The sequence below is a fragment of the Streptomyces sp. NPDC006012 genome (genome assembly GCF_042871185.1).
Lineage (GTDB): Bacteria > Actinomycetota > Actinomycetes > Streptomycetales > Streptomycetaceae > Streptomyces.
On record NZ_JBIAIE010000016.1, the window covers coordinates 66,388 to 78,548 of the forward strand.

Below are 12,161 nucleotides of genomic sequence, written 5' to 3' on the forward strand. Positions count from 1 at the left end.
ACCCACCGAACGCTTCCTCGCATGCTTCCCCCCAGCGCACTCCGTGACATTCACCACCACCATGACACCAACCCACCCGCCCCGGACCGCATTTCAGCCGCAGACGCCCGGTCAGGGGCGGGCCGCGCCCGTCCAGTAGGTAGGCGGCGGGCCGCGCCCCTGGTGCCGGCGTTCACCTGCCGGGGCGCTGCGCCGCACGGTGTACGCCGCCTGCCCGGTGCCACTGGGCCCACGGCTCTTGGACCCGGCCCTACCGGACCCGGGCGAACGACGCCCTCGGCACCGTCCCGCCGCTCGTGTCCGCGTCCGCGTCCATGACCGCGTCCGCGTCCATGACCGCGTCCGCGTCCGGTGCCAACACCCGGTAACGGCCCCGGTGGAAGATCAGCGGGCGCCGTGCGGGGTCCGCCCTGAGCGCCGTGACCCGGCCGATGACCAGGTGGTGGTCGCCGCCGTCGTACTCCTGCCACAGCGCGCAGGAGAGCCAGGCGCAGGCGCCGTCCAGCAGCGGTGCCCCGCCGGGACCCGGCGACCATCCCACTCCCCGGAACCTGTCGGTGCCCGACCGGGCGAACGCCGCGCTGACCTCGGCCTGGTCCTGCGCCAGCACGCTGATGCCGAAGACGCCGGCCTCGCGGACCAGCGGCCAGGTCCGTGACGACCTGGCCGTGGCGAAGGAGACGAGCAGCGGATCGAGGGACAGGGAGACGAAGGACTGGCAGGTCAGGCCGAGCGGCCCGGCCGGGCCGGCGGCCGTGACGACGGTGACGCCCGACGCGAAGTGGCCGAGCACCTCGCGGGCGGTGCCGTCGGCGACCGCCGGGGCACTGGGGCCGGTCATGGCTTCCCTCCTTGTTCTCGAAGTTCCCGTAGTTCCCGTAGTTCCCGTAGTTCCCGTACGGGCACGTCAGAACGTTCTCGTGTCGGCACGTCAGACCATCGGACTGACCGGCCGCTGGTCCCCGACCAGGGCCCGCCCGTACATCTCGCGGGCGAGACCGGGGTTGAGCGTCGGGTGCCGGCAACCGGTCTCCAGATCACGCCAGTACCGCTGGACGGCCTTCGCACTGGAAAAACTGCCCGCCCCGCTCACCGTGAGCAGCGACTGCACCGCCGTACGCAGGCATTCGGAGGCGTGCCCCATGTCCATGCGCACCCGCGCCCGTTCGGTGAGGGTGGGTGTGCTGCCCGTGGCCGCCGCCGCGCCGATGAACTCGGCGGAGCGGGCGAGGTGGAGGTGGGCGGAGTCGATCAGCGTGGCCGCGTCGGCCAGTGCGGCCTGCACGCTGGGGGAGTCGGCGAGCCGGGCGTGCAGGGACATCGCCATCGGCTTGCCGCTCTCGACGGCTTCCAGGGTCAGCCGGAAGACCTCGCGCGCGATGCCGAGCAGGGGTCCCATGGAGGTCAGCGTCATCGATCCCGGCGCGATCCGGTAAAGCGGTTCCGGCGGCAGCCCGTTGCCCTGCACCACGTCGGCGAAGCGCCTGAGCCGGTGGAACGGGACGAACACCTCGTCGGCCACGAGGGTGTCGCTGCCGGTGCCGCGCATGCCCGCCATGTCCCAGGTGCGCTCGACGGTGAGGGCGCTCCTGGGTACGAGGGCGAGTCCCCGTTCCGTCTCCGCGCCCTCGGATCCGGTCAACGGAACGCCGAGCAGCGCCCATTCGGCCTGGTGGCAGCCGGACGCCCACGACCAGGAACCGGAGACGAGCAGTCCGCCCTCCACCGGGACGGCACCGACACCCACGCTGCCGAACACCCCGCACATGGGCACGTCCGCGCCGTCGCCCCACAGGTCCTGCCGTGCCCGCTCCCCGAAGGAGGCGGCGATCTGCTGTGCGACGTACGAGACCATCACGACCCATCCGCTGGACGGGCAGGCGAGTGCCACCTCGGAGGTGACGTCCAGGCTGGCGGCGGGGGAGATCTCGTGGCCGCCGAACCGCGCGGGTACGCCGAGCCGGAAGAGGCCGGCCTCCCGCAGGGCCCGGGTCGCCTCGGGGGTGAGCCGGCTGTCGCGCTCCGCCTCGTCGGCCTCGCGGCGCAGGACGGGGGCGGCGGCGCGGACGGCTTCGATCAGGGGGCGGACCGGGTCGGTGGGCCGACTGTTCATGGCTGTCTCCAGGACGTGGACGTGGACGTGGGTCCGAGCAGAGGAACGGGCTTATGCGGACCCAGGGGTCCGTTTGCTGGACCACTATAACCGGACTCTTGGGTTCGGTTAGCCGGGTGGGTGCGGGCGTGGTCCAGTACCGGTGCTTTCCGGACCTCGGACGCGGCGCTGTGGGCCCGTGACCGCGCGACGGCCGGGGCGGGCACAATGGACGGATGACTCCCGTGCAGACGAGCCCGCGGCCGACAGGGCAGGACACGCCCCTGAAGCGGGCCGACGCCCGGCGCAACCACGAACGCATCTTCGCGGCGGCACTGGAGATCTTCGAGGAGTTCGGCCTCCAGGGCACCGTGCCGCAGGTCGCCGAGCGGGCCGACGTGGGCAAGGCCACCGTCTATCGCAGCTACCCCGCCAAGGAGGACCTGGTGGACGCGGTCGTCCGGCACCGCCTCGCGGAACTGGACCGGGTGACGGAGCCGGCGCTCGCCGAGGCCGATCCGGCGCGCGCGTTCGAGGCGTACGTGCGTCTGCTGTTCGAGACCCTCGCCGGGGACCGGCTGTTGTCGGAAGTGCTCGCCGAGGGGCGTTCGGCGTACGCCGGCCCCTTGCTGGACCGGCTGCTGGGCCTGATGGCGCAGGCCAAGGCTGCCGGCCTGGTCCGCGCCGACGTGACGCTGCTCGATCTGCGCGTGGTGCTGTGCGGCATGACCCTGCAGCTGCTCGCGCTCGCCGAGCGCGACCCTGCGCTGTGGCGCAGGTACGGCGACATGACCCTGCGGGCGCTGCGCCCCTGAGGCCGTCGGCCGACGGCGCGGTCCGCCGTCCCGGCCGCGCCCTGTCGCCGTCGCCGGCCGCCCCGGAACCGCATGCGTGTGACGGAGGCCACCCGCGGGCCGCCGTGTCGGGGCGAGGAGAGCGGGTGCGGGGCGGACGGGTGCCTCGTCGGCCCGCGTAACACGTCGGCGTACGGCGTGAGTTCGCGGCGCTTCCCCGTACTGACCGGGGACGATACGGCTCTGGTCGGTGTGCAGGGTCACATTTTCGTACCCCGTAAGCGAACTGATTGTATTCTCAATGAATACGTAAGGCGGTCCTCGGCCGGGCAGCCCGGCGGGGGAGGGAACCGCTGGGTGCCCGCGGCTGACGACGCGTCACCCGTGGGCCGGCGGAGCGTGGCGTCGCCGGAGCGCACCTGTGCAGCGTGCCACGGCACACCCGCGACCATGGCCACGAAGTGGGGGGCGTCTCAGACATGGCTTCATCCGACATACGCACGCACCGCGGCCGTCACCGCGCGCGCTCGGCCACCGACCGGATGCTCGCGTCGTTCACCGGCCCGGGTGCGCGGCCGGCGTTCACGGGCTCCGGCTCGCGGCTGCCGCTCACCGCCGTCGCCCTGCTCACCGTGGTCTCCGCGGGTGGCTGCGCGGTGGTCGGTGGGAACGGTGCCGAATCCGACCCGGGCGCCCGGCCGGCCGCCCGCGCCGCCTGGGCGCCGGCCGACACGCCCCCCGCGCAGCCTTCCGCACGGCCCTCCGCGTCAGTCGCCCCCGCGAACCTCCCCGGTCTCGGCCGCCGTACGGCGGCCCGGATACCCGCGAACGCCCGGCAGGTCGTCCTGGTCACCGGCGAGGACAGGAACTCCTCCCGCTCCCAGGTGGTGCTGTACCGGCGGACCGATTCCGGCTGGCAGGGCGGCGCGGCCTGGCCCGCGCACAACGCCCTCAAGGGCTGGACGGCCGACCACCGCCTCGGCGATTACCGCTCGCCCATCGGCGTGTTCACCCTCAGCGACGCGGGGGGCCTGCTGGCCGACCCCGGAGCCAAGCTCCCGTACGACCGGTCCGGCGGATTCTCCATCACCGGCACGGGCTTCCACGGCGAGTCCCTCGCCGGGTCGTTCGACTACGTCATCGCCATCGACTACAACCACGTCAAGGGCACCTCCCCGCTCGACTGGGGCCGCCCGCAGGGCGCGAACCGGGGCGGCGGCATCTGGCTGCACGTCGACCACGGCGGCCCCACCCAAGCCTGTGTCAGCCTGGCCAAGGCGCACATGAAGGAACTGCTGCGCACGCTCGACCCCGCGCTGCACCCGGTGGTCGTGATGGGGGACGCCGCCTCGCTGGCGAAGTGACCGCGGCGGGCGCCGCCCGGCCGGCCCGGGACAGGTGCCGACAGTTGCCCCGCACTCACACATATCCGTGTGGGCAAGGCCGTGTCACGATGGTGCAGCGGGCGCCGGCCGGTGCACCAGGAGGACACGTTTCTGTTTACACTCGGCTGTGACAGCGGCGCCGAGACGACCGCTGCCACACCTGTGCGGCCGGGACGGCCACGTGGCCGGTGGACGCCCCCCGGCATGCGTCGTGCCGCGTTCACCATCCTCGACGGCCTGTGGGACGTCGGTCGTGGCGAGACCCGGTCGTTCTCCGGTAGGCGACTGAGCGAGGGGTACTCGTGCACATCCATCAGGTGGGCCCGGTGGCAGGCTGGATACCGGTGGCGCAAGCCGACCGTACGATGGCCCTGTCCTGGAACTCGGGCACGAGCGTACTGATCGTGGCGCTCGCCGAACTCCTGTTGCTGGTGTGGCTGTTGCTGCGCCGGCTGGCGCGCAGGCAGGGAGGCTATCGCCGGGCCTGGCGCCGGTTCCGCCGCCAGGTGCGCCTCACCCGCCGGGCCTTCTCCGAACCGGTGCGGGAGTTCCTGCGCTTTCGCGCGGACATACGGCGGCTGACCCGCCTGCTGGTCTCGCAGAGCACCCGGGACCTCGCCCACCACGCCCTCGACGGCGTCGACGGCGCGGTGCATCCCACCGCAGCCGAGGCTTTCGGTTTCGCGGTCACGGTCCGGCCCGCCACCCGGCGCAACGCCGGCGAGGTCGCCGTACGCCTCGCGGGCCGGGACGTGCCGCCGCCCGGGCAGCCGTGGCGGACCGACGGCGACCCGCTGGTCCGGTACGCCTCCGCCGTCGACGCGGCCGGCACCGGCGCACCCGACGCGGACGGGACGGGGCAACCGCCCGCCCTGCCCAGGGTCCTGGTGCCGCTGGGCCTGAACGCCGACGGCGTGGTCCTCCTCGACCTGCTGCGCGGGCCCCGCATCCTGAACACCTACGGCGAGCAGCGGGCCACCCGCGCGTTCGTGAAGGCGGTGGCGGCCTATCTCGACCTGCCCGGCGGGGCGGCGGAGGTGCTGGTCACCCGCGGTGTGCAGCCGGGGTTCGACGGCCCCGACCTGAACTCGCTGCTGGACTCGCTGGCCGTACCGGATCCCGCGCGCACCCGGCCGGTCGTCGTGGTGTGCGCGGCCCCGGACGACGAGCAGACGGCGCGGCTGTCCGAGTTGGCGGCCGCCGGCCTGCTGTGCGCCGTGGTCGTCGGCCCGATGTCCGCCCACCGCTGGGAGATCCGGGTCGACTCGCGCGGCCGGACCGAGACACCCGGCCTGGGCATCAAGACCGACGCCGGGCCGCTCGGCCCCGCCGTGGCCCGCACCGCACGCAAGAGCGGGGCGCGCAGGCGGCGCGGCGGCCGGCCGGCGGCCGGACCCACGGGCCCCTGGCCGCCCAACGGCCCCGACCCGCGCCGCCCCGTACCGGACCCCGCCGTGCCCGGGACGCGGCCGTCCCCGACTGCCGCGCCCACCGTCCACGCACCGGTCCGGCCCACCCCGAAGGCCGGAACGGCGGCGCCCGGCGCCCCCCGTACCGGCCTGGCCCCGGCCCCGCGGCCCTCCGGCCCGGCTCCCGCAGCAGCGCCGGAACCCCTGGCTCCGGCCGTCCGTGACCTGTTCGCCGAACCGGAGTCCACCGGCGTCCAGGCCACCGGCACCCCTGACGCCGCATCCTTCGACAACCCCCGAGCCGAAAGGCAGAACGAGTCGTGAAGCTCCTCGTCACCACCGTCGACGCAGAGCGGCAGGAGCAGCGCGACGTACTCGTCAACGCCGCCGCCGCGACCCCCGTGCGCCGGCTGGCCCCGCAGCTGCTCGCCGCGCACCGGGGCACCGACCCCGAGGACGCGGACGTCCCGCTCTACCTGGGCGACCGGCTGCTCGACCCCGACACCGTCCTGGCCGCCTCCGGCATCCGGGACGGCAGCACCCTGGGCCTCGGCCGGCCCGTGACCGGCGTCGAATCGGTCTACGGCCCCGCCCGTGACGAAATGCCCACGCCCAGGGAACCCGGCTCCGCCCCCGTGGTCGAGATCCAGGTGATCGGCGGCCCGAAGGCCGGCCGGGTGCACCAACTCGGCATCGGCACCCACCTGATCGGCCCCCGGGCCGGCAGCTCCGTACGGCTGTCGGGCAAGGGCGTCCCCGAGCAGGGACTGCGCCTGACCGTGCGTCCGGACGGCACGGTGGTCGCCGTGCTGCCCGAGGGCGACGGACAGGTCCGGCTGTCCCTCCCGGAGGCACCGCCGCCGCGTCCCCGCGCGGACGTGGCCGCACTGCCGCCGGAGCCCGCCCCGGATCCCGAGGGCGAGGAACCCGACGAGCTTCCCCGCGGCTGGACGCTCTGGGAACTCGACGGTGAACTCGTCGTCGGCGAGCACCTGTTGCGCGCGGTCCGGCCCACCCAGGCCGACGCCGCGGTGATCGCCTCGCCGAAGGCCAGCCTGGACTTCAACCGGCCGCCGCGGCTGCTCCCCCCGCTCCAGCCGGAGACCTTCCGGCTGCCCGGCCCGCCCGGACCCCCCAAGCGCCGGCCCCTCCCCTTCCTGGTGATCATCGCGCCGATGTTCATGGGCGTCGCCATGGTCTGGATCTTCCATTCCTTCCTCTACATGGCGTTCATGGTGCTCAGCCCGGTCCTGGGCATCGGCAACTGGATCAGCGGACGGCGCGGCGGCCGCAAGGAGTACCTGGAGGGCGTCGCCAACTACCGGCTGCGCCGCGCCTCCCTGGAGTCGGACGTCCGGGCCAAGGTCGACCACGAGCGGCGGGTGCGGATCGCCTCCGCCCCGGACCCGGCGGTCGTCGGACTGATGGCCGTCGGCCCCGGCGCCCGGCTGTGGGAACGCCGCCCGTCCGACCCCGACAACCTCGTCCTGCGCATCGGCACCACCCAGCAGCAGTCGCTGCTCCAGATCGAGGACGGCGCCCGCGAGGACAACCACCGCAACGTCAGCTGGCAGATCCCCGACATGCCCATCGGCGTGGACCTCGCCGGCAGCCGGGTCATCGGCGTCGCCGGCCCCGAGGAACCCTCCCGCGCGCTCGCCCGCTGGGCGGTGGCCCAGGCCGCCGTGCTGCACAGCCCGCGCGATCTGAAGATCTGCGTCCTCACCGACAGCAAGACCGCCGACGCGTGGGAATGGGCCCGCTGGCTGCCGCACGCCCGGTCCGGGCTGTCCGCCTCCCAGGACAACGCACCCGTCATCCTGCTCGGCAACGACCCCGAGACCGTCGCCAACCGGGTCACCGAACTGATCAACGTCATCCGCAACCGCAACCAGGCGCAGCAGGCCACGCTGCGCGGCGCCCTGCTCAGCGAGCCCGACGTCCTGGTCGTCCTGGACGGAGCGCGCGAACTGCGCGACGTCCCCGGCATGGTCCAGGTCCTCAAGGAGGGCCCGCTGCGCGGCATCCACCTGCTGTGCCTGGACCGCGAGGAGCGGATGCTCCCCGAAGAGGCCAGCGCGGTCGTCTCCATCGCCAAGGACACGCTGACGCTGCGCCGCACCGGGCTGCCCGACATCGCCGGCATCCGCCCGGACTACGTCACCGCCGAGTGGGCCGAGCGCCTGGCCCGCGGCATCGCCCCGGTGCACGACGTCACCCCGGACGCCGGCGGCGGACTGCCCGACAACGTCTCGCTGCTGGACCTGCTGAACCTGGAGCCCCCCACCGCCGAGGAAGTGGGCCGGCGCTGGAACCGCCGCCCGGCCTCCACCTCCGCGCTGGTCGGCCAGGGCTTCGACCGTCCGGTCGCCTTCGACCTGGTCAAGGACGGCCCGCACGCGCTGATCGCGGGCACCACCGGCTCCGGCAAGTCCGAACTGCTGCAGACCTTCGTCGCCTCGCTGGCCGCGGTCAACCGCCCCGACGAACTGACCTTCGTGCTGGTCGACTACAAGGGCGGCAGCGCCTTCAAGGACTGTGTGCGGCTGCCGCACACCCTGGGCATGGTCACCGACCTCGACAGCCACCTCGTCCAGCGCGCGCTGACCTCGCTGACGGCCGAACTGATCCGCCGTGAGCACATGCTCGCCTCGGCGGGTGCGAAGGACCACCCCGAGTACCGGGCCCTGCGCCGTCGCGACCCGAGCCTGCCGCCGATGCCACGCCTGCTGCTGGTCATCGACGAGTTCGCCACCCTCGCCCGGGAGATCCCCGACTTCATCCCCGGCCTGGTCGGCATCGCCCAGCGCGGCCGTTCCCTCGGCCTGCACATGGTGCTGGCCACCCAGCGGCCCGCCGGCGTGGTCACCAGCGACATCCGGGCCAACACCAACCTGCGGATCTCGTTGCGCGTCACCGACGCCAACGAGAGCACCGACGTGCTGGACGTACCGGACGCGGCGAGCATCTCCGCCGCCACCCCGGGTCGCGCCCTCGTGCGGCTCGGGCACCGTTCGGCGATGAGCTTCCAGACCGCCTACGTGGGCGCCCCGCGCCCGCAGGGCGAGCTGGCGCCCGCCGCCGGTTCGCCGAACGGAACCGGTCAGCAGCCGGCCGAGCAGACCGGGCCGCAGCCCGAATTCTCCGACGAGGACACGGGGCTGTGGATGACCTCGCTGTCCTGGCAGGGCCTCGGCCGCCATGTGCAGGCCCCCGAGGACGCCGAGGACGAGTTCGCCTTCCTCGCGGACGAGGAGGGGCCGACCGACCTGATGGCGCTGGTCGACGCGCTCCTGGAGGCGGCGCAGGCATACGGTCACCAGCCGCAGCCCAGCCCCTGGCTGCCGCCGCTGACCGACAGCCTCACCCTGTCCGATCTGCCGGAGCCGACGGCTCCCACCGGCGACGGACGGCTCGTCCCGGCCGCCTGGGCCCGCGAGGACCTGCCGCGACTCCAGGCGCAGCCACCGGTCTTCCTCGACCTGAACACCTTCCCGCACCTGTTCGTCCTGGGCATGCCGCGCGCGGGCCGGTCGCAGACGCTGCGCACCATGGCCAGCGCGCTCGCCCGCGCCAACTCCTGCGCGGACCTGCATTACTACGCGATCGACGCGGGCGGCGGCGCGCTGGCGGCGCTCTCCGCGCTGCCGCACACCGGCGCCGTGGTGCCGCGGGCCGACCTGGAACGCATGGGCCGGCTCCTCAACCGGCTCACCGCCGAACTGGTGCGCCGCCAGGAGCTGATGACCACGCACTCGGCCGGCAACATCACCGAGTTGCGGATGGCGCTGCCCGCCAACCGGCGCCCGGCGCACCTCGTGCTGTTCATCGACGGCTGGGACACGCTGAGCGCGCTGATCGGCGAGATCGAGGAAGGCCGCATGGTCAACCAGGTCGCGATGCTGCTGCGGGAGGGCGCGGCGGTCGGCGTGCATGTCATCGCCACCTCCGAACGGGCCCTGCTGGCCGGGCGGGTCTCGGCGCTGAACGACAACAAGCTGCTGCTGCGGATGAACGACGTCAGCGACTACACCATGAGCGGCATCCCGCGCGAGCAGATCCCCTCCGTGATCCCGGCCGGCCGCGGCTTCCGCACCGACACCGGCAGCGAGTTGCAGATCGCCGTGTTGCCGGGCGGTCTCGGCGGTCCCGAACAGGCCGAGGCGCTCCAGCGGATCGGCAAGGAGGCCGCCGCCCGGGACCTGGGCGTGCCGGCCTCGGCGCGGCCGTTCCGCGTCGAGACCCTGCCGATGGCGATCAGCTTCAAGGAGGCGTACGAGCGGGTCGGCACGACACCGCGCGGCGCACTGACCGCGATGCTGGGACTCGGTGGCGACGACGTGGCTCCCGTGTGGGTGGACTTCGCCGGTGTCGCCTCGACGTACACGGTCGTCGGCCCGCCCGGGTCCGGCCGCAGCACCGTGCTGCTGTCCCTGGCGGCGTCCCTGCTGCGCTCCGGGACCGGCGTGGTGGCCATCACCCCCCGTGAGTCGCCGCTGCGCGGCCTGGAAGGCCACCGCAAGGCGGTCGTGCTGCCCTCGGACACGCCGAGCGAGCAGGACCTGAAGGCGGCACTGGAGAGGGTCGGCGGCGTCGCCGTCGTCATGGTGGACGACGCCGACCTGCTGTCCATGTCACCGGTGGACAACATGCTGCGGGACATCGCGTCCTCCGGCCGCGACCGATCCCTCGGCCTGGCCGTCGCCGGTCCCGCCGAGGCGCTGGTCTCGCCGCTCAGCACCTGGATCGGCCAGGTGCGGCGCTCGCGCAAGGGGGTGCTGCTGTCGCCGCAGACCATGGGTGAGGGCGACGTGCTCGGGGTGCGGCTTCCGCACAACGTGCTCCGGGTCAACCGGGTTCCGGGCCGGGCCTTCACGGTCGACGACGCGGGGGCCCTGATGACCGTCCTGGTGCCGGAGACCGAGGCCCCCGACGCGCGCTGAGGCGCGGCGGGGACGCAGGACACGAAAGGGGCGCCGCTCGACGCGGCGCCCCTTCTGTGTGCCCCGGCGGGCGAGCCGGTGCTAGTTGCCGCTGCCCTTGATCTGCGCGGCCATCGTGTTGTCCATGTCGTCGATCTGGGTCTTGATCGCCTGGAACTGCTTGGCGAAGTCCTCGATCTTGGCGACGATCTGGGTCAGCTGGCCGGTGAACTGCTCGTAGGCGTGCTGCATGGCCGGGCTGGTCTGCTGCAGCCACAGACCGTCGGTGAGGAGCGTGTCCACCGCCGACTTCAGGTCCATCAGCTGCGGGTTGATGGTCGTCACGGCGTGCTGGAGCCGCGTGGCGACGGATTCGATCTGGCCGTACTGGAGCTGGACGTTGTTGCTGGGCATGTGAAGTCCTCAAATCTTGTCGCCGACGAGGGCGGTTGGGGGAGTGTCAGTACGTGCTGCCGGCGCCGGTGTTCGAGTTCTGGGCGCCGTCGGAGTCGTTCTTGTCGTTCTTGCCGTCACCGTCGGTGTCGGTGGCATCGGGGTCGTTGTTCGTCCACTTCGGATCCTGGCCCTCTTTGAGACCGGTACCGGAGTAGCTCGACTTGTCGACGGTCTTGCCGTCCTTGTCGGTGTTGGTCACGTTTTTGGTGCCGTTGCCTTTTCCGTCGCCGTGCACCTCGATGACCGTCGTCGACCCGTCGGTGTGGGTGACCGTCGTCGTGTAGCTGTTGTCGTCCCAGTGGTCGGTGTGCTCGTGGTACGACAGGCCACCGCCCATGTCGTCGATCGTGGTGTCGGTCGCCTTCAGCTTGCCATCGGAGTCGTAGGTATTCTGCGTCGAATTGTGCACCTTGTCGGTGCCGTCGCCGTCGTGGGTGTACTCGTAGCCGGTGGGTTCGTAGCCCGGAGGCTTCGGGGCGTTCGGGTCATTGGGGTCGGCCAGCTTCTGCTTCTTCAGGTACGGGTTGCCGTTTTCGTCCCAGCCGTGGACGAGCATTTCCTGCTCCGTCATCCACTTCCAGCTGTCGTAGGCCTCTTTCTTCATCTCCCACGCGCTGTGATACCAACCCGCGGCCTGGACGTTCGCCTGGGCGGCGTAGCTGGCGTCCGTCTCGAACCACTTCTCGGCCGCGCCCTTGTAGGTGGCACCCAGGCTTTCCAGCAGCTTCCGGGCATTCTCCCAAGGACCCGTCCACTGGAAGAGAAAGTAGTTGGCGGCGCCGTACGCCCCGCCGAGGTCGCCCTTGTTGTAGAAGGCATGGCCCATCAGCCGGGAATCCCCCAGCTGGTCCTTGAGTCTTTCCGTGTCAGCGGCCAACTGCCTCAGCAACTCGTAGTCGATCGCTACGTCGAAGTCCGGCATGACCTCTCCCTTTGGTTACCTGGCCGACACCCGGCCTTCACATGACGCGTGCATTGGTGGCGCATGTGCCCCGCCCACTGCGAAGGTACAACCGTATCCACATTACGATGGACTGATACGTGTGAACTAACCGCCCCCGCACACCCTGCGTCATGGGGCGGTTCGACTGGTACGGAGAGTG

8 protein-coding genes are annotated in these 12,161 nt (G+C 72.5%); 4 read left to right on the forward strand and 4 right to left on the reverse strand.

Annotation, left to right across the window (positions count from 1 at the left end; all coding sequences use genetic code 11):
* Nucleotides 1-250: 250 nt before the first annotated feature.
* Nucleotides 251-841 (reverse strand): flavin reductase family protein, encoded by a 591-nt coding sequence (locus ACFYPJ_RS25205; RefSeq protein ID WP_389021344.1) that lies wholly within the window; start codon nucleotides 839-841, stop codon nucleotides 251-253.
* A 90-nt stretch (nucleotides 842-931) separates the two neighbouring features.
* A complete protein-coding gene (locus tag ACFYPJ_RS25210; RefSeq protein ID WP_389021347.1) occupies nucleotides 932-2,113 on the reverse strand; it encodes an acyl-CoA dehydrogenase family protein in 1,182 nt (393 codons plus the stop codon).
* 215 nt (nucleotides 2,114-2,328) lie between these two features.
* Between ACFYPJ_RS25210 and ACFYPJ_RS25215 the strand changes: the two genes are divergently transcribed.
* From ACFYPJ_RS25215 to ACFYPJ_RS25230, 4 genes are all read left to right on the forward strand, one after another.
* Nucleotides 2,329-2,907 (forward strand): TetR/AcrR family transcriptional regulator, encoded by a 579-nt coding sequence (locus ACFYPJ_RS25215; RefSeq protein ID WP_389021350.1) that lies wholly within the window; start codon nucleotides 2,329-2,331, stop codon nucleotides 2,905-2,907.
* 458 nt (nucleotides 2,908-3,365) lie between these two features.
* Nucleotides 3,366-4,250 carry a hypothetical protein gene (locus ACFYPJ_RS25220; RefSeq protein ID WP_389021353.1) on the forward strand — a complete coding sequence of 295 codons (885 nt, stop codon included), beginning with the start codon at nucleotides 3,366-3,368 and terminating at the stop codon, nucleotides 4,248-4,250.
* 347 nt (nucleotides 4,251-4,597) lie between these two features.
* Complete coding sequence (locus ACFYPJ_RS25225; protein WP_389021356.1) at nucleotides 4,598-6,004, forward strand: hypothetical protein; 1,407 nt, start codon at nucleotides 4,598-4,600, stop codon at nucleotides 6,002-6,004.
* Nucleotides 6,001-10,623, forward strand: coding sequence for an FtsK/SpoIIIE domain-containing protein (locus ACFYPJ_RS25230; RefSeq protein ID WP_389021359.1), 4,623 nt, complete (start codon nucleotides 6,001-6,003; stop codon nucleotides 10,621-10,623). Before ACFYPJ_RS25225 ends, ACFYPJ_RS25230 begins: the two co-directional genes overlap by 4 nt.
* 81 nt (nucleotides 10,624-10,704) lie before the next feature.
* Here the strand turns inward: ACFYPJ_RS25230 and ACFYPJ_RS25235 are convergent, their stop codons facing one another.
* Both ACFYPJ_RS25235 and ACFYPJ_RS25240 read right to left on the reverse strand, forming a co-directional pair.
* The gene (locus ACFYPJ_RS25235) at nucleotides 10,705-11,016 is read right to left on the reverse strand and encodes a WXG100 family type VII secretion target (protein ID WP_389021362.1); all 312 of its coding nucleotides are present in this window, start codon (nucleotides 11,014-11,016) and stop codon (nucleotides 10,705-10,707) included.
* A 46-nt stretch (nucleotides 11,017-11,062) separates the two neighbouring features.
* Nucleotides 11,063-11,980, reverse strand: a complete 918-nt coding sequence (locus ACFYPJ_RS25240; protein ID WP_389021365.1) for a hypothetical protein — start codon at nucleotides 11,978-11,980, stop codon at nucleotides 11,063-11,065.
* Nucleotides 11,981-12,161: the final 181 nt, after the last annotated feature.